We start from the raw sequence: 17275 nt of genomic DNA, 5'->3' as shown, positions 1-17275 counted from the left end.
GCGAAGCTTTAAAATTCCGCATAGCCAAAATAGCACATAATCCCCACAAGCCCAACTTTTGCACCACCTGCATAAAAGCTAGGCACAGAAGTTTTAATGCCTAACCCCAAACCAAAGCCTTCAATAATGTGATAAAATCCCCCAATCTCCAGCGCAACGCCACCGATATTTTTTTGCTCGATATTGCGCGATGTGTGATTAAGACTCATATATTCCGCTCCAAGCTTTGTGTAAGCAAGCAAATCATTAAGCTTATAGCCAACTTTTGCACCAAACCCTAAGCTGTAATATCCGCCATCAATGACAGAATCTAGCGGAGAGACATTGCCTTCTAAATAGCCTCCAAACAAGAGATTATCAAAAACGCGCGCTTTTTCTATGCCAAACAAAATGCCGGAAATATTTTTGCTAGGAATCTCGCCCTTTTGCAAGCTAAGATTCCCAAAGCTATAACCTACGCGGAAAAACTCATAACCATGCAAAGTGCCAAGAAAGCTAAAAATTAAGAATATTTGTAGAAAGAATCTAAGCGGACAAAATAGGAAAAACAGGCGGGGGGGGAAATTTTTATCCCATTTTCGCTTCTCTTTTTCACCCTCCGCCGACAAATTGCAAAATCTCAATTTCATCATTTTCTTTGATTGGTGTTTGTGCCCAATTTTTTGTATGCACTACCTGCATATTTTGCGCCAAAGCGATTGCCTTAGTGCTTGCTCCCACCTCAACAACAAGCTCTTCAATCGTGCTTGCGTTGCATTCATAAGATTCTCCATTAAGAGTGATATGTGCCATAGTTGTCCCTTTTTGCGTGAGAATCTAGCGAGATTTTCACGCTAGCTCTTTATCCAAACCCTCTTTTTTAATCTGTGAAATCATCTCACGAGAAAACACAACCACACCTGCTACCACACAACCAGAGAAAAGCCCTAGCAAAAGCACAAGCCATTTGCGCGCTTTGATAGTGGGCTTTGTATCCACATTTGCTTTTGGGATAAAAAACGCATCTTGCACCGCACCTTCACTTAGCATCGCTTCATAACGCAATTTATCTTGTTCCAATGTCAATAATGTTTCATTCTCAAGTTGTGTTTTTTGGTTTTGCAAGGCATCAAGTGAAGATTGAAGTTGGTTTAAATAAGTAGTAAGGGTTTGTGTTTGGCTAAGAGATGCAGATTCCTTTTTGAATTCCTTTTTGAATTCCTTTATATCGGAATCTGTCTGCAAAATTTTAGAGTCAATATAAGGAATCTGCGCTTCTTTTATACTCTTTACACGCGAATCAATGACACTGACTGAATCTTGAATCTTTTTTATATGTCGTTGCAGAATAAGTTTATTTTTTTCTTGCACATAGCTTAACACATCATCAGCAATTTTTTGCGCGTCTTCATACTCTTTGCCCTGCGCTTGGATTTTCAAATAAGGCAATTTGCCCCTCCCTGAGCTATCTGCAATCAACTCAACCACTGACACTGCAACTCGAGGTTTCTCCGCGTCTTTATCAACAATTTTCTTAGATTCAATAAATACATCTTTGATTTCTTGCACGAGTTCCTCGACACTATTAAAACGCACGCGTTTCCCATCAATATCTGTAATATAACCCGGATCAATAAGCGCATTCACTTGATAAGCTGGCTTCACAAGCACATACAAATACAAAATCGACCCTAGCAATCCAAGCAACAAGCACACGCCAATTGTTACCTTATAGCGCAACACTATGATGATAAACTGCTTTAGCTCATCTCTCCCTTCTTTCCTTTCCTCTTGTCCCTCTGGCTTTGCTTGCATACGCACTCCTTTTTCACATAGTGATTTTTAGTTAAAAAATCCGCGATTATACACTCTTTATTTTTAAATTCTTTTTAACCTGTGCTTGTAAAAGTGCTTTCATATAGGCGCTTTTTGGCGCGTTAAAAACCTCTTTACTTGCGCCCTGCTCAAGCACCTTGCCATCTTTTAGCACCAAAATGCTATGGCTTAATGCTTGCAAAATTTCTAAATCGTGCGTGATAAAAAGAAGCGACAAATCAAGCTCTTTTTGCAATTGTAACAAAAGGCGCAGAATCTGCTTTTGCGAGGATTTATCAAGCGCACTTGTGGGCTCATCTAGCACCAAAATATTTGGCTTTAGTGCAAGCGCGCGAGCGATACTTACGCGCTGTCTTTGCCCACCACTTAGCTCGTGGGGATAGCGATTTGCTAGCTCTTTATCTAACCCAACGCGTTGCAAGGATTCTATCCGTGCGAGTTTCAAAATCTCTTTGCGCGCGGATTTGTCTTTATACGCGTTTTTGCCTTGCAAAGCTACCTCCAAACCCTCTGTAATAATCTCACCTATACGCATTCTAGGGCTAAGCGAAGCAAATGGATCTTGAAACACAATGCTAACTTTTTGACACAGCGCGCGCGCTTGCGCATTTGTAAAATCCTTTATATCCTTGCCAAAAAAGCGCAAAGCACCGCTATGGCACATAAGACGCAAAATACTAAACGCTAGGCTTGACTTTCCGCTACCAGATTCTCCAGCTACGCCTAGAATCTCACCTTTATGTAAGCACATATTTACACCACTTACAAGCGCCTTGTCTTTTTTGCGTAAAAATCCTCCGCTCGCAACCACCGCGCTAAAATCCTGCAATTGCAATAAAACTTCATCGCTAAAATCATTCAGCCTAAATTCCCCAAACTCAAGCGCGTTTAAAAGCTCCTTTGTGTAGGCTTGCTGTGGCACGCTAAAAAGCTTCTCCGCGCTGTTAGATTCTATAATTCTGCCTTTGTGCATAACAATGATTTTATCCGCAAAACCCCTCACCTGCGCTAAATCGTGCGTGATAAGAATAAGCGCGCAATTTTTTGCCAAACTTCCTAAAAGCTCTATAATTTGCGCCTGCAAAATACTATCAAGCGCAGTTGTAGGCTCATCACAAATTAGAATCTGTGGCTTATTAATCACGCTTAGCGCGATAAGCGCGCGCTGTCTCTGCCCACCACTTAGCTCGTGGGGATAGCGATTTGCTAGCTCTTTATCTAGCCCAACGCGTTGCAAGGATTCGGTGAGAATCTCATTAAGACGCGCTTTTGTAGGCTTTGGATTATGTAAGAGGTAAGATTCTAGGAGTTGCTTGCCAATTTTTTGCAAAGGATTGAGCGCGCTTAATGGCTCTTGCGGAATATAGGCGATTTGCTTCCCACGGATTGCACGCCAATTTTTTACCTTACTTAAATCTTTCCCTTCAAAAAAAATGCTTTGTTTTGGAAACTTTGCTTGTGGCAAGAGGTTTAGCAAAAGTTGGGCTAGCATACTCTTTCCACTGCCAGATTCTCCCACAATGGCGAGAATCTCATTTTTCTCTAACTCAAAGCTAATATTTTGCAATGCAAAACTTTCACTCACGCAAAAATTTAGATTCTGTACTTTTAAAAGCGACATTTCTACTCCCAACGTTTAAAAAGCGTGTGTGGGATATGCAGTAAATCAAACCATTTACCGATAAAAAATCTCTCCATTGAATCCAAATCCGCAATCTGGGCATAATAGCCAACAATCGGCGGGGCAATATGCGCACCCAGCCTTGAAAGGCTTAGCATATTTTCTAGCATTATCGCATTTAGTGGCATTTCACGCACAGCTAGCAATAAAGTCTTGCGCTCTTTTAGTATCACACTTGCACTGCGCGTGATGAGATTATCACTAATACCGTGGGCGATTTTTGCCAATGTATCGGTGCTTGTTGGAATTATGCAAAGTGCTTCAAGTCCAAAGCTTCCTGATGCAATGCAAGAATCTAGCGCGTAAGAATCCAAAAGCATAAGATTCTCGCGCTTTAAGCCCAAAATCGCCTCTTTGAGTGAAAATGCACAATCGCGCTTAAATGCGCTTATCTCGCGCGCATACACCTTTAACGCACCCTCACTTGGTACGACAAAAACTTCAATATCTTTGGGTAAAGATTCAATAAAGCGTAATGCCAAATGCACGCCACTTGCCCCACAAATCCCAACCGCAAGCTTTTTTGGATAATTCATAAAAGTGTGCCTTTGTTTTTGTTTGTGATTTTTATGCGCACGACTTTCCCACTTTGCGTATTTTTAGCATTTATCACCTCGCCAAAAGTCCCATTTTGCAACGCTTCAAGGCTATTTTGCATACTAAATCCCTCGCCCTCACTTTGCACAAGCACAAGCTCGCCCTTTTTTACCAAAATCTTTGGGCGCAATTTATCCTTGCTTACAAAACTTCCTTTTGTAAGATAGACTTTCGCACTTGCAAGAGCCAAGTCGCTTTCACACGCAGGCAAGACAGAAAATCGCTCAAATGCTACTTCTTGCGCGCTAACAGAATCTTGCAATTCCTCGCCTGCACTTACATTGCGCGTTGTGGAAAGTGTTTTTACAAACGCATACACTTCATATTGCAAAAAAATTTTTTTCTTATCCTGTGGGAATTTCGCTACGAGTGTGCCGCTAGATTTTTTCAGCGCGCTAATTTTGCCAAAAAGCTCAAAGTCTGCGTTTGTGAAATCCACGCCCTGCAATTCCTCTAAATTGCTAAATTTTATAGAATCTATCCTCAAACTCTGCGGGCAATTGGCATTAAAAAAATTAGTGTAGAGCTTTTGGAGAAACTCACGGGGCTTTTGGAATTTTAAAGAAGGTTGGTAGGTGAAAAGCACCTCTTTAAAAGGCGTTTGCAATTTGTAGCCATTGCGCTCAAAAATGCGCGCCACTTCAAAAGAAGGTACTATAAATTTTAGAGAATCTTGTGGCATCATAAAAAGCAAAAAGCGTTTTTGTATCTCAGGGAAAAGTGTGTGAGCGTAAATTTCAGAATCTTCTACAATATAGCTTTTTGCAAGGCTAAATTCCCGCTTGGTTGGGAAATGCGCTAGTTCATCAGCAAAAACACAAGCAAACACGCAAAATAAAAAAAGCTTTTTAAAAAACATAGCTATATCCTATACTCACGCCAAGCAGTTGATTAAACACAATAGGTGCATTATTTCCAATCGCCACAAAAGAATCCACACCTTCTTTAATATCAGTAAAACGTTTAAACATCACCTCAAGGCGGTGTTTTGAGCGATACACATAGCCAAGTCCAAGCCCTAGCACAATCTTATTTCCCGTTTTAAAGGCATTTACGCCACTATTGCCAAACTCATCGCTCCAACGTGATTGAAAATCAATCTTTGGGCTATAAGACACATCAATCGCCACGCTTATGGCGTGCTCATAGCGACTTCCCAATGTGGTATCCAAAATCACACTAAGCCCAACACTATACATACTCACTTGATATTCCCGAGAAAGTGTGCTACGCGCGCTGGTGTAAGGCTCAGAAGACTTTGCATTAGCATACTGCCCATACAGACGAAAGCCCACATAAGGATTTGAAAAATACATAAATCCTAGCTTCAAATCATATCCATACCCAAGGGGATAATCTGCTCTATATACTTGCTCGGCGCCATCTTCAGCGCGAATAGTTGGGGTGAGCGCCCCACCAACGCCCACAAAAAACCCGCTTTTTTCAGAAGCGATTTTACCCCATTCAATGGGTGGCTTACTAAAAAGATTGCTGTAATCAAGCGGTTTTAGGGATTTTCTGCGCTCTTGCTCGCTGCGCTTTTGTGCTAAATCTTGCAAAGCCCCATACTCTGTGCTCCCATCTGTCAAGTCGTTTTCCTGCAAAGCCATATTTTGCTCTTGTGTGCTTGATTTTTTGATATTTTGTGATTCTTGTATGGGCTTTTTTGTGGTTTGCGTGCGTTGTGTGGAATCTGCGCGTTTTTTGGTTAGATTTTTTATAGAATCTTGTGCGAGTTTTCGCGTGGAATCTTGCACAGAATCTTGCAAATTTGCCCCCTGCGCCACAATCCCACAAAGCAAAAAAATGCCCACAATCTTTTCAATCCCACCCACAAACTCGCCTTAAAAAATAATTTTTCAAAATTATAATGAAAAGATTCTAAGCAAAGGTTAAAACACATCGCGTCATTTATGCCATTTTCTTTTGTATAATTGCGGAATCTAAAGATTTCAAAGGAATTTTATGGGCAGCACTTACCCACAAATCAGCAAAAAAATCCTAAGCCTCACAGGCAAGACAAACGCGCAATACAAGCTCATACAAGAGGGCGATAAGGTACTTTTGGGTTTAAGCGGGGGTAAGGATTCTATCCTTTTAGCCACACTTTTAGCCTATATGAAGCGCCACGCACCTTTTGATTTTGAAGTCAAAGCACTCACCGTGGATTATGGGCGCGGGGGCGAATATGAGTATATTTTTGAATACTGCGAGCGTATCGGAATGCCCTATGAACTCTACCGCACAGATATTTATAAGATTTTGGAAGACCATAAAAGAGAGGGGACAATATATTGTAGTTTTTGCTCGCGTATGCGTAGAGGTGCACTTTATACAAAGGCGCTAGAAGGAGGCTTTACTAAACTTGCTTTAGCGCATCATTTAGATGATGCGGCGGAGAGTTTTTTTATGAATCTTACCTATAATGGCGCGTTGCGCTCAATGCCACCAATCTACACCGCGCATAATGGCTTGAAAGTTATCCGTCCGCTCATTTTTGTGCGCGAACGCCAGATTATTGACTTCATTGCGCATAATCAAATCTATATCGCGCCTGATTGCAATTGCCCCATAAATTGGCTTGATGATGACAAACGCCCCTTTGCACGCGAAAACACAAAGCAATTTCTTGCGAGTTTAGAATCTAAAAATCCAGTTTTTTTTAAATCACTCAAAAATGCCTTCTCACATTTGCACGCAGGAAGCTTTTGCGATGAAAGGTATTTAGAATAAAAGCGCTAGAAACGTGATAGAGTGCTTATTTTACTTCTCTCTAGGCTTTTGTAGAGAAATTTGATTTCCTTAAGAGGCAATTAAGTAAGAGCCTCTAAGAGCAAAAATTTAAGTTTTTCCGTGTTTATATGCGCGATAGAGGAAATTTCAAGGATAAAATGCGCATTTGGTGCAAGCGCGGAAAGCTCATCTTTTATCTTAAGAAACTCATCAGATTCTAGTGTATCAGCTTTGCTTAGGACGATTCCAAAGTCTCTATTGCCAAGCTCTTCTGAAAAGTTACCTAATTCAAATTTAAGATTTTCAAACTGCATAAGCGCGGATAAATCACTGCGTGTCAAATCTAGTACAAAAAGCAAAAACTTCACGCGCTCAATATGCTTTAAAAATTTCAGCCCCAATCCTTTGCCCTCACTTGCGCCCTCGATAATACCCGGAATATCCGCCATCACAAAGGAATGCAACATATCCACTTCCACCACGCCAAGATGAGGCGTAATCGTGGTGAATTCATAATTCGCCACTTCAGGCTTAGCGTTTGAAAGTGTAGAAATAAGGCTTGATTTCCCCACATTTGGATAGCCCACAAGCCCCACATCAGCGATGAGTTTGAGCTCTAAGCGGATATGCAGACTTTCACCATTAATGCCTTTTTGTGCGTAGGTTGGGGCTTGATTAGTTGCACTTTTAAAGCGTGCGTTGCCAAGCCCACCTTTACCGCCGTGTAAAAACACCACGCGAGAATCCAGTCTCTCTAAATCTGCCAAAATCTCTTTGGTTTCAAAATTAAGAATCTGCGTGCCAAGCGGGACTTTAATAATCAAATCCTCGCCACTTTTCCCCGTGCAACGTCGAGCGCCACCGGGCGCGCCATTTTGCGCTTTATGATGCTTTGTGCCACGGAATCTCACAAGGGTGTTAAGCGCGGTATCCACTTCAAAGATGACATCGCCACCCTTACCTCCATCGCCCCCATCAGGACCACCCTGTACAACAAACTTTTCCCGCCGAAAGCTCACCGCTCCCGCGCCACCATTCCCAGAACTTACAAAAATATCTACACTATCTACAAACATTACAATCCTTTATTCAGAAAAACGCATAAAAATACCAAAGACAATTCGCGCCAATACCAAAATAAGAGTAACCAACCTCCCTAACAGGTGGCTTACCAACAATGCTTAGTTCCACGCCTAAGGGTATATAAAAGCCAAAAGTGCCTCTGCTAAAACTTATAGAATCCACCACACGCGCCAAGCCCAATGCGCACTAAGTGAAAAATGTGCGCCCAAATAATAGCGCAGATGTTGCAAAAGCGCGACTTCAAAAATATTTGAATTGTTATCAAATTTACTAAATTGCAGTTGGAATCCATTCAAAAGTTCTAGACGCATGGTGGTGAGCATCTTGTGAGATTTTTTAGTTTTTATGAGCGTTTGCTGTGTGGTTTCTTGCTGTGTTGTGGAGGAGTGAGAATCTGCCTCATTAAAGGCTATCATCTCGCGGGGATAAATTCCACTTCGCCTCTGCTCCGAGCCATTTCGCACACACACTTCACAATCCTTTATTATTAAGGTTTATGGCTGCTGTAACATTGTGTTTTAAGTATAGAGATTCTGCAAAAACTAGTATGTTTAGTGCAAAAAATAGAATCTGCTCATTATAGCTACTTGCAAAATACGCGAAAAAGCGCGCAGACGCACGCCACGCTTTCTAAGACGCTGGGATTACAGAGACTTTTTTGCGCTCTTTTGATTTTTGTGTGAATTTCACCACACCATCAACAAGTGCGAAAATCGTATGATCTTTTCCTATGCCTACATTATCACCCGGATGCACTTTTGTGCCTCGCTGTCTAATGATAATATTTCCCGCACGCACAAACTGCGAACCAAACTTTTTCACACCTAAGCGACGCCCCGCAGAATCGCGGTTGTTTTGGGTGCTACCCTGACCTTTTTTATGTGCCATATTTTGCTCCTTAAAGTTTTGCCAAAAGCTTATTTTTCAGAGATTTTGAGGATTCTCACGCGTGTGAAATCCCTACGAAATCCGCGTTTAGTCTTGCTATCTTTGCGACGACGCTTTTTGAAAGTGATTACTTTTTTGCCTCTGCCTTCATTAATCACTTCAGCCTGTATTTTAGCCCCTACAACAAGCGGTGTGCCGACATTTAGCTCGCTTCCATTATGCAGTGCCAAAACTTCATTAAACTCCATCTTTGACTTTGGCTCAAGGCTTAGCTTGTCAAGCAAAACAATGCTTCCCTCGCTTACCTTGTATTGTTTGCCTCCATTCTTAAATATTGCATACATCTGCATTCCTTAGAATTTAAAAGTTTTGTTTTTTTTGCGAAAACAAGGTGTGGATTTTAGCTGAAAAATTTTTAATATAAGCTTTATTAGGTGATGAGTTTGCTACAAAGAGAGAATCTTAATAATATTTTCTAATGAAAATAATTAAAAATTACTATTTAAGTTTTACTTCAAGCAAGATTCTGTAATATTTCCTTATAGATTATAATAATTAAAAATTACTATAATCTATAATATTCTTTCTAAGTAGAATTAGGCAAAATTGCTTTTAAAAAGCTATAATTCAGCCCTAGATGTTTCCTACTTTTGGCAAATGAGGTAAGTTATGCAGTTAGATATTATGCAGTGTATCGGACTTCTTGCAACAAGTATGCGAGATATTCTCTCAAAGAGGTTTGACAGCCAGCTTGAAGAATTTGGTATCACGCATAAGCAGGCAGGGATTCTTTGGAAATGTTTTCATACCCCCACTTCTCAAACTCATCTTTGTGAAATTGCAAACGCAGACAAAAATTATGTGCGGTTTTTCATCGATGATTTGGAAGCTAAGGGGCTTGTAACGCGTGTGAAAAATCCGCAAAATAGGCGCGAAAATATGATTCATTTGACAGAATCTGGCAGAACGCTTGCGATAAAAACATACGTGATGATGGATAGATTCCAAAAAGAACAACTGCAAATGCATATCTCAAAATCTGAATACGAAAGCTTAAAGGCAGTTTTGCAAAAAATCTACTTGGGACTTCACTAACTTTTTAAGGAGCAAGTATGAATTTTTTTCAAAAATCATTTTTAGTAGGCGTAGCATTTTGGTTAATTTTTGGCGTGAGTAGCGTATTTGGCGCGGAGAGCTATGATATCAAACAGCAAGATTCTAAGATCGCTTTTTATGTGAAAAAGCTTGGCTTTATTGGCGTTAGTGGCGAGTTTAAGAAATTTGCAGGAAATTTGTGCTTAGATAAAAGCACAATCCTTGCGCTTGAAGGCGTAGTCGAGCTAGAATCTGTTTTTAGTAATAGCAAGGGGCGCGATAAACATTTGAAAGAAAAAGATTTTCTTGATACAGCAAACTTTAAGCAAGCGCATTTAAAAATGCTAAATTATGAGACAAAAGAGCAAAAAGATAACAAGATTCTAGGCACGATGAGGGTAGTGCTTGATTTACATGGGGTGCAAAAAGAGCTTGAACTCACAACAGAGCTACAAAACAGCCAAGAGTTAGAGCTTATTTTGCGCGGAGAGCTAAATATCAAGGATTTTGAGATTAAAGGAAGCGCGATGAATAGCAATAGCGTGAAGTTAGAATTTCACACAATATGGAAAGCAAAATAGAGAATCTTTTGTAAAATCTCACAAAAATTAATAAATTTCTACATTCTAGGGCTAGGGGCGCAATGATTTTTCAAGGTTACCTTATTTTCTCAACCACAAGCGCGGCATTTGTCGCAAGTAGAGCACTCGCAAGCCCGAGCTTTGCGAAGTTTGGGCTTGTTTTTGAGCATTGCCCAGCCCCGAGAGAATACTCCCACGACTGCACATTAGCAATCTACCTTGAAAGCACAAGAGAAGACTTTAGCAAAGAAGAGATTCTGCTTTTAAGCACAGAATTTGAGAATCTTTTGACACAAAAAGAAGTCGCTTTCAAGTTTATCTGCACGAGTAAAAAAATATAGAGAGTAAATTTTTGGATTCTATTGATTAATTTTTTTAAGAATATAGAAAGATAAAAGAGAATCTTCGCAGATTCTCTTTTGCTAGAAAATCCCTTTTATGAAGGGATAATCCAAGTAAGATGGAAGGCAATGAGGTAAGTAAAGATACCAATGCCTATGACAAATAGAACAGAATATTTCACCGTGTATTTGAAAAGGTCGGATTCTTTGCCAACCAAGCCAACTGCCGCGCATGCGATAGCGATACTTTGTGGGCTTATCATCTTTCCTACCACACCGCCAACAGAGTTTGCTGCGAGGAATAACACTTCTGGTATGTCAAGCTGACGCGCTGTAAGTTGTTGCAAAGACCCAAAGAGCAAGTTTGAGCTTGTATCGCTTCCTGTTAAGAACACGCCAATCCAGCCAACAATAGGTGAGAAGAACGCAAACGCATTGCCTGTTTCTGCAAGTGCAAGCGCAAGTGTAGCTGAAATACCACTATAATTTGAAACATATGCAAAGCCCACAACAAGCGAGATTGTGAGTATTGCGAATTTCATCTCATTGAGTGTCTCACCAAAAGTACTCACAGCTGTGGAAACCTTAACTTTAAGCATCACCATTGTGATGAGTGCAACGATAAGAATCGATGTCCCAACAGTATTAATAAGCGGGATTTCAAAGACTGATTTCACTGCTTTATTTTCCGTTACAACAGGCGTTGTTTGGATAATATTTGCCAAATCGCTGAAGTTAAACTTCAACACAAGCGCACTCAAAGGTCCTCCAGCAGCAAAAAGCGCTTTAAACCAAGGTTGTGTCCAAACAATAATCACCGCAATAAGGATAACAAAAGGCATCCACGCTAAAACAATTTCTTTTACAGAATGTTTTTTAACTTCAAGTTTTGTGTTGCCACCGACTTCTTCATCAAATTTGAAAACATTTTTTGGTTTCCAAAAGCGTAAGAATATCGCCACACACGCAATTGAAACAACTGCTGATGCAATATCTGGTAGCTCTGGTCCAAGCTGTGTGGCAGTGATAAACTGCACAATAGCAAAGCTTCCACCTGCCACAAAACACGCTGGCCAAGTTTCTTTCACACCTTTAAATCCATTCATCAAAAAGACTAGGAAAAATGGTATAAAAAGTGAAAGTGGCGGAAGCATATGTCCTGCCATCGCTGAAATTTTAAGTGCTTCTACTTGCACAGCACCAGCCATTGCTGTTATCGGAATCCCAACAGCACCAAATGCAACAGGAGCAGTGTTTGCAATCATACAAAGTCCAGCTGCATAAAGCGGACGCAATCCCAATCCCACAAGCAGTGCCGCTGTAATAGCCACAGGTCCTCCAAATCCGATAGCACCTTCTAAAAATGCACCAAAACAGAATCCTATAAGGATAACCTGCAAGCGTTGGTCTGGCGTGATAGCGATGATAGATTCTCGCAAAATGTCAAAATAGCCAGATTTCACCGTAAGTTTATAGAGGAAAATTGCAGCGATGATAATCCAAGCAATTGGCCAAAATCCATACAATGCCCCATACACAAAGCTCCAAGCCATCTTATCAATAGGCATACCATACACAGCCACCGCAATAACTGCCGCACTCACAACGGTCAAAAATCCCGCCGTATGCCCCTTTAACTTAAATACCACAAGAGAAACAAAGAAAACAAGTATAGGTAGAAACGCCACAAATGCGCTTAACCAAATATTCTCAAATGGGTAATAATTCTGAACCCACTCCATACACACTCCTTCTTAAAGTTTTATTAAAACGACCTATCCTAACAACTTTTTTTAAAAATCAAAAATCACTTTCATAAAAAAATGCAAATCTAAACGCTTTTTGTGTAAGAATTAAACATTCTTTAAAGAAAATCTCGTCTCTAAAACAATAATTGCAAGAAAATTTTTACTCCAAAGCTTTCTCTATCAATTTATAAAAATGCTAGAATCCGCTTCAAAATTGCCCTCAAGGATAAATGTAAAGGATTTTCAAAAAATGCGTGTGCGACCAAATTTGCGATTAAGTTTATATGTTTTACCAAAATATTTGCGTTTTGATAAAAGCCAGCCTTTTATCAGTATCACGGCACTTTTGGCGTTTTTTGGCGTTGGTATTGGCGTGATGGTGCTGTGCGTGGCGATGGCGATTATGAATGGTATGAGCAAGGAATTTGAGCGCAAGCTTTTTATTATGAATTATCCTTTAAGTATTTATGCGATGAGCTCAAAAGGCGTGAATGATGAGATTTTACAGGCTTTGAGGGCACATTTTCCCAATCTTTTATTTAGTCCATATTTGCGCGCAAATGCTCTAAGTCGCGTGGGAAATAATATGGGTGCAGCAGTGGTGATTGGCGTTGATATAGAGAGTGAGATTGCTATTAATGAAGTGGTAAAAAAGGCGTATGAGGGGGAAAATGGTGCTTTAAACACGGAGAAAATTACACAATTCAAGGAAAATGGGTTTTCCGCACTCATTGGCAAAGAGCTAAGTTTGCACTATTTTTTAGAATCTGGCGATAAGCTTAGCTTGTATTTTACAAATCTTGAGCCTAGCGCATTTGGGCTTTTCCCTCAAAGCAAACGTTTTGAAGTGGCAGAAGTGTTTGATTCTGGACTTAGGGCGTATAATGAGGCGTATATTTATACGAATTTGAGTGCGTTGCAGAAGCTTAGAAAGTTAGATTCTGGGTTGTATGATGGAATCCACATTTTTAGCAAGGACGCTTTTAAGGACAAAGAACTTTTAAAAGATTTTTTGCACCAAAATTTTAGCGAACCTGTGGGTGTTGAAGGCTGGTGGGAGCAAAATGGGAATTTTTTCTCCGCGATGGAGCTAGAAAAACGTGCGCTTTTTATCGTACTAATGCTTATTATCCTTATGGCAAGTTTGAATATTATTAGCTCGCTTTTAATGGTTGTGATGACGCGCAGACGCGAGATTGCACTTATGCTTTCAATGGGTGCAAGCAAAGGGGAGATAAAGCAGAGTTTTTTTTCGCTCGGCGTGGTGATTGGCGGAGGTGGTATTGTGCTTGGTGTGATTCTTACCTGCATTGCGCTTTTTGTGCTAAGTCATTTTCCTATTATTTCTCTGCCTGCTGATGTGTATGGCACAAGCACACTTCCGCTTGAACTAAGCGCGATTGATTTCTTACTCACACTTTTTGGGGCAATTATGATTGTATGTGCGTCATCATATTACCCAGCTTACAAAGCTTCACAAATTGACGCACTTGCAGTTTTGCGTAATGAATAGTTTGCAAGGGCTTTACAGGCATAATATTAAGCTAAGTTTAAGTTTTCTAAGAATAGAATGCTTAAACCTAAGCTTTAGCTTGCCCTCAAAAAAGATCTTTCCTTTTTGTTTGCAACCCAAAGTTTTAAGGAAAACACAAAGGAGTTTGGTTTGAAGACGATTTATGTAGGGAATTTGGTGTATTCCGCATCAAAAGAGAGCGTTAAGGAGCTTTTTTCGCAGTTCGGGGAAGTTTTTTCAGTAAAGCTGATTAATGACCACGAGAGTGGCAGACCAAAAGGCTTTGGCTTCGTGGAAATGGAAGATGCTGATGCACTCAAAGCCATTGAAGCGCTTAATGATAAAGACTTCCAAGGGCGCAATTTGCGTGTAAATGAGGCAAAACCTCGCGTGTAAGCAACATAAAAGACACTTTTTGTGTTTTTAAATCTTTGTGTTGGGCATACGCTTGACACACTTTATCTTTTTTAAACACTTCAAATACTTTATCACTAAATTTTCACATAAAGCTAGGATTTACTCAATAATTTTCAAGGATTCTTATTTTTTAAGAATCTATTTTCTTATATAGCATTATCTGTGTGAGCAAGCCCCGCTTTGGCTGCAATCCCTTTCCATGATGGTATTACTTTGCTATTGATTAAATCTTTAGAATCTTACCAAGACTTAAGTCGCTTTATTTTGCTATAATGGGCGGATTTTGTTTTTGAAGGATTGAAAATGGCTTGGATTAAGACTTTTTTATTTGCGGTGTTTTCGTTGGCGCTTTTTGTGGGCGGGATTGTATTTTATATGCTTTTTTTGCAAGGCAACGCGCTGTTTTCGCGCTTTATAAAAGAAGAGTCTGTGGCAGTGGAGGCGTATATTGAGGTGCAAGTGAGCATTATGCCGGATTCTTATGTTGCTCTCCCAAAAATTAGGGAAAGTGAAAATCTTGCTAAAAAGATAAATCTTAGCAATGAAGAAAAGGCTGTCATTGATGTGGCATTTCAAAAAGTTTCTGAAAAGTTTGCACAGAGCGAGCTTTGCAAAGGTGGAAGCTACACACTTGAGCCGAACTATTCTTACAAAGATGGTGTGAAAACTTTGATCGGACAGCGCCTGAGTGCAGATTTTTCTTGCAGTTTCAAAAAGGAGGAGTTTGAAAAATACGCAACAATGATAAAGGAAGTGGATTCTATAAGCGATAATCTCGGGTATTTTACGCTGATTATCCCTTCAGTTAATACTACACTGAGCAAGGAGCAGGTTGAAAAGGTGCGAGGTGAGCTTGAAGGGGTGCTGTTTGAAAAAATTAAAGAGAGTGAAAACAACTTTAGCCAGCATTTGGGGAAAACTTGCAAAAGCGTGAAACTCTCTCTTAATGAAAATCAACTTTTGCGCTCACATATGACACTTGCGTCAAATTTGAGCGCAGAGCCCATAGAATCAGCGCAACAAAAGCAACTTGGCGCGCAAATAAGTTTAATATGTGAGTAGGTTTGGTGATACATCTTAAGGAATAGCGATGAATATATTTTTCAAAAAAAATGGTTTTGTAAGCAGGGAAAGTTTTGAGCTAACTTCAGGCATTGAGTTAGGCGAGACGATTCTTTGGATTGACCTTTTTGAGCCTACGAGCGCGGAGGTTAATTACATCGCACATACCTATAATCTTGACATTCCTACCAAAGAGGAGCGCGAGGAAATCGAGCAATCCGCACGCTATTGGGAAGATAGCAATAGCATTACGATAAATACTTACTTCCTCGTGCGCAACGCCAGCGAGCTTATCAATGAAACCATTACCTTTATCCTACATAAAAATATCCTTTTTACTATCAGATACAGCGAGTTTAAAGTATTTGATGAGATACAAGCCATTGTGCTTGCAAGCCCAAAAAACTTTGAAGATGGCTTTGACCTCATCGCCAAAATCTTCGAAGCACGCGTGGAGAAAGACGCTGACTTACTAGAATCTGCGGCAAAAGAAACCAGAATCCTACGTAAAAGTGTCTTTAGCGAGCAGCTTACAGACCATGATGAAATGCTTGAGCGACTCTCAAACCTCCAAGAACTAAATATGAGTGTAAGGGATTCTCTATTTGATAAGCGTCGCGCAATTACTGCGATTTTGAAAAGCAACAAAGCCGATATTGATACGAAAAAAAATCTCACAATCGTGCTAAAGGACTTAAATTCGCTTGTAGAATTTACCGCAGTAAATATGAATGCACTTGATAATATTCAAAATATTTTGACAAACCAAATCAATATCGAGCAAAACAAGACAATTAAGCTTTTTACCGTTGTAACCGTGGCGATGATGCCCCCAACGCTCATTGGCACGATTTATGGAATGAACTTTGACTATATGCCAGAGACACATTGGGAGTTTGCCTATCCTGTGGTGCTTGTCATTATGATACTCTCCACGATTTTCCCCATTGTGTATTTTAAGAAAAAAGGATGGTTGTAACTTTTATGGAGACATTTTCTTTTTTATTTACATGGATATTTGATGTGCATAATTGGCTGGCACTTGGCACGCTTAGCATTATGGAAATTGTGCTAGGGATTGATAATATTATTTTTATTGCTGTGCTTGTTTCGCGCCTGCCAGAATCTCTGCGTCAAAAAGCTAGGATTCTAGGGCTTGCATTTGCGTGTGTAACGAGAATCTTGCTTTTAAGTCTTATCTTTTTGCTCGTGCATTTAAAAGAGTCGTTTTTTTATATTGGTGATTTTGGAATTTCGTGGCGCGATGTGGTGCTGTTTTTGGGTGGATTGTTTTTAATCTACAAAAGCACGCTTGAAATCCATCAAATGGCACAAGGCGAAAGCGAGCAAAAAGCAAAACTCACGCATTCTTTTTTTCTTGTCATCGCGCAAATCGCGTTGCTTGATATTGTCTTTAGTCTAGATTCTGTCATCACAGCAGTTGGTATGGCAGAAAATCTTGTGGTGATGATTTTAGCCATTGTTATAGCTATTGGCGTGATGATGCTCGCCGCACAGAGTGTTTCGGAATTTGTCGAACGCAACCCAACGATAAAAGTGCTCGCCCTAGCGTTTTTAATCCTTATTGGCGTGGCACTTGTAGCAGATTCTCTGCATTTTCATATACCAAAGGGTTATTTGTATTTTGCCATCGTCTTTAGTTTAGGTGTAGAGATGATAAATCTTTGGTTACAAAGGCGCAAACAAAGAAAAGAGTGAAG

The 17275-nt window shown here is 40.1% G+C and carries 22 protein-coding genes; 9 read left to right on the top strand and 13 right to left on the bottom strand.

The genetic code is table 11. From position 1 onward, the window contains the following. Window positions 1–8: 8 nt before the first annotated feature. From A3217_RS00840 to A3217_RS00810, 7 genes are read right to left on the bottom strand one after another with little or no spacing between them, the layout of a single operon-like run. The gene (locus A3217_RS00840) at window positions 9–629 is read right to left on the bottom strand and encodes a hypothetical protein (protein WP_066386830.1); all 621 of its coding nucleotides are present in this window, start codon (window positions 627–629) and stop codon (window positions 9–11) included. Continuing rightward, a complete protein-coding gene (thiS, locus tag A3217_RS00835) occupies window positions 592–792 on the bottom strand; it encodes a sulfur carrier protein ThiS (RefSeq protein ID WP_066386829.1) in 201 nt (66 codons plus the stop codon). Before thiS ends, A3217_RS00840 begins: the two co-directional genes overlap by 38 nt. A gap of 36 nt (window positions 793–828) precedes the next feature. Further along, window positions 829–1794, bottom strand: a complete 966-nt coding sequence (locus A3217_RS00830; protein WP_066386827.1) for a hypothetical protein — start codon at window positions 1792–1794, stop codon at window positions 829–831. Between the two features lie 46 nt (window positions 1795–1840). Continuing rightward, a complete protein-coding gene (locus A3217_RS00825; protein WP_066386825.1) occupies window positions 1841–3436 on the bottom strand; it encodes an ATP-binding cassette domain-containing protein in 1596 nt (531 codons plus the stop codon). Window positions 3437–3438: 2 nt separating this feature from the next. Then, on the bottom strand, window positions 3439–4032 hold the full coding sequence (locus tag A3217_RS00820) for a UbiX family flavin prenyltransferase (protein ID WP_066386824.1): 594 nt from the start codon (window positions 4030–4032) through the stop codon (window positions 3439–3441). Beyond that, window positions 4029–4952: a flagellar basal body P-ring formation chaperone FlgA gene (gene flgA, locus A3217_RS00815; protein WP_066386823.1), complete on the bottom strand. Its 924-nt coding sequence runs from the start codon at window positions 4950–4952 to the stop codon at window positions 4029–4031. Before flgA ends, A3217_RS00820 begins: the two co-directional genes overlap by 4 nt. Beyond that, complete coding sequence (locus A3217_RS00810; protein ID WP_066386821.1) at window positions 4942–5928, bottom strand: hypothetical protein; 987 nt, start codon at window positions 5926–5928, stop codon at window positions 4942–4944. Before A3217_RS00810 ends, flgA begins: the two co-directional genes overlap by 11 nt. A 130-nt stretch (window positions 5929–6058) precedes the next feature. On the opposite strand from A3217_RS00810, the gene A3217_RS00805 reads away from it, so the two are divergent. Beyond that, window positions 6059–6826, top strand: coding sequence for a tRNA 2-thiocytidine biosynthesis TtcA family protein (locus A3217_RS00805; RefSeq protein WP_066386819.1), 768 nt, complete (start codon window positions 6059–6061; stop codon window positions 6824–6826). 80 nt (window positions 6827–6906) lie between these two features. Here the strand turns inward: A3217_RS00805 and obgE are convergent, their stop codons facing one another. From obgE to rplU, 5 genes are all read right to left on the bottom strand, one after another. Continuing rightward, window positions 6907–7902: a GTPase ObgE gene (gene obgE, locus A3217_RS00800; protein WP_066386817.1), complete on the bottom strand. Its 996-nt coding sequence runs from the start codon at window positions 7900–7902 to the stop codon at window positions 6907–6909. A gap of 13 nt (window positions 7903–7915) precedes the next feature. After that, entirely contained in the window at window positions 7916–8071 is a 156-nt protein-coding gene (locus A3217_RS08900; RefSeq protein ID WP_231860249.1) for a hypothetical protein, read from the bottom strand. Further along, window positions 8059–8373: a hypothetical protein gene (locus A3217_RS00795; protein ID WP_197456892.1), complete on the bottom strand. Its 315-nt coding sequence runs from the start codon at window positions 8371–8373 to the stop codon at window positions 8059–8061. The genes A3217_RS08900 and A3217_RS00795 overlap by 13 nt, the downstream gene beginning before the upstream one ends. Window positions 8374–8539: 166 nt before the next feature. Then, complete coding sequence (gene rpmA / locus A3217_RS00790; protein ID WP_066386813.1) at window positions 8540–8797, bottom strand: 50S ribosomal protein L27; 258 nt, start codon at window positions 8795–8797, stop codon at window positions 8540–8542. 29 nt (window positions 8798–8826) lie between these two features. Then, entirely contained in the window at window positions 8827–9141 is a 315-nt protein-coding gene (rplU, locus tag A3217_RS00785) for a 50S ribosomal protein L21 (RefSeq protein WP_066386811.1), read from the bottom strand. Window positions 9142–9466: 325 nt separating this feature from the next. Here rplU and A3217_RS00780 point away from each other — a divergent pair, with 325 nt between their 5' ends. The 3 genes from A3217_RS00780 (at window position 9467) to A3217_RS00770 (ending at window position 10814) form a co-directional block, all read left to right on the top strand. Then, window positions 9467–9892 carry a MarR family winged helix-turn-helix transcriptional regulator gene (locus A3217_RS00780; protein WP_066386808.1) on the top strand — a complete coding sequence of 142 codons (426 nt, stop codon included), beginning with the start codon at window positions 9467–9469 and terminating at the stop codon, window positions 9890–9892. A 17-nt stretch (window positions 9893–9909) separates the two neighbouring features. Continuing rightward, window positions 9910–10473, top strand: coding sequence for a YceI family protein (locus A3217_RS00775; RefSeq protein WP_066386804.1), 564 nt, complete (start codon window positions 9910–9912; stop codon window positions 10471–10473). A gap of 62 nt (window positions 10474–10535) precedes the next feature. Continuing rightward, window positions 10536–10814, top strand: coding sequence for a putative Se/S carrier-like protein (locus A3217_RS00770; RefSeq protein WP_066386801.1), 279 nt, complete (start codon window positions 10536–10538; stop codon window positions 10812–10814). Window positions 10815–10909: 95 nt separating this feature from the next. Here A3217_RS00770 and A3217_RS00765 read toward each other — a convergent pair whose 3' ends face one another. Continuing rightward, window positions 10910–12556, bottom strand: coding sequence for a lactate permease LctP family transporter (locus A3217_RS00765; protein WP_066386799.1), 1647 nt, complete (start codon window positions 12554–12556; stop codon window positions 10910–10912). Between the two features lie 256 nt (window positions 12557–12812). Here A3217_RS00765 and A3217_RS00760 point away from each other — a divergent pair, with 256 nt between their 5' ends. The 5 genes from A3217_RS00760 to A3217_RS00740 all read left to right on the top strand — a co-directional run bounded on the left by A3217_RS00760 (window position 12813) and on the right by A3217_RS00740 (window position 17273). Further along, window positions 12813–14075 (top strand): ABC transporter permease, encoded by a 1263-nt coding sequence (locus A3217_RS00760; protein WP_066386796.1) that lies wholly within the window; start codon window positions 12813–12815, stop codon window positions 14073–14075. A gap of 150 nt (window positions 14076–14225) precedes the next feature. Further along, window positions 14226–14471, top strand: coding sequence for an RNA recognition motif domain-containing protein (locus A3217_RS00755; RefSeq protein WP_066386793.1), 246 nt, complete (start codon window positions 14226–14228; stop codon window positions 14469–14471). A 324-nt stretch (window positions 14472–14795) separates the two neighbouring features. After that, window positions 14796–15554, top strand: a complete 759-nt coding sequence (locus A3217_RS00750; protein WP_066386790.1) for a hypothetical protein — start codon at window positions 14796–14798, stop codon at window positions 15552–15554. A gap of 28 nt (window positions 15555–15582) precedes the next feature. Continuing rightward, window positions 15583–16533: a magnesium/cobalt transporter CorA gene (corA, locus tag A3217_RS00745; protein ID WP_066386787.1), complete on the top strand. Its 951-nt coding sequence runs from the start codon at window positions 15583–15585 to the stop codon at window positions 16531–16533. A gap of 5 nt (window positions 16534–16538) precedes the next feature. Then, a complete protein-coding gene (locus A3217_RS00740) occupies window positions 16539–17273 on the top strand; it encodes a TerC family protein (protein ID WP_066386785.1) in 735 nt (244 codons plus the stop codon). Window positions 17274–17275: the final 2 nt, after the last annotated feature.

Origin of the sequence: Helicobacter himalayensis (genome assembly GCF_001602095.1) — a bacterium.
Classification (GTDB): domain Bacteria; phylum Campylobacterota; class Campylobacteria; order Campylobacterales; family Helicobacteraceae; genus Helicobacter_F; species Helicobacter_F himalayensis.
The sequence above is the reverse complement of the archived record's forward strand: the minus strand, read 5'-3'. Positions and strand labels throughout refer to the sequence as shown.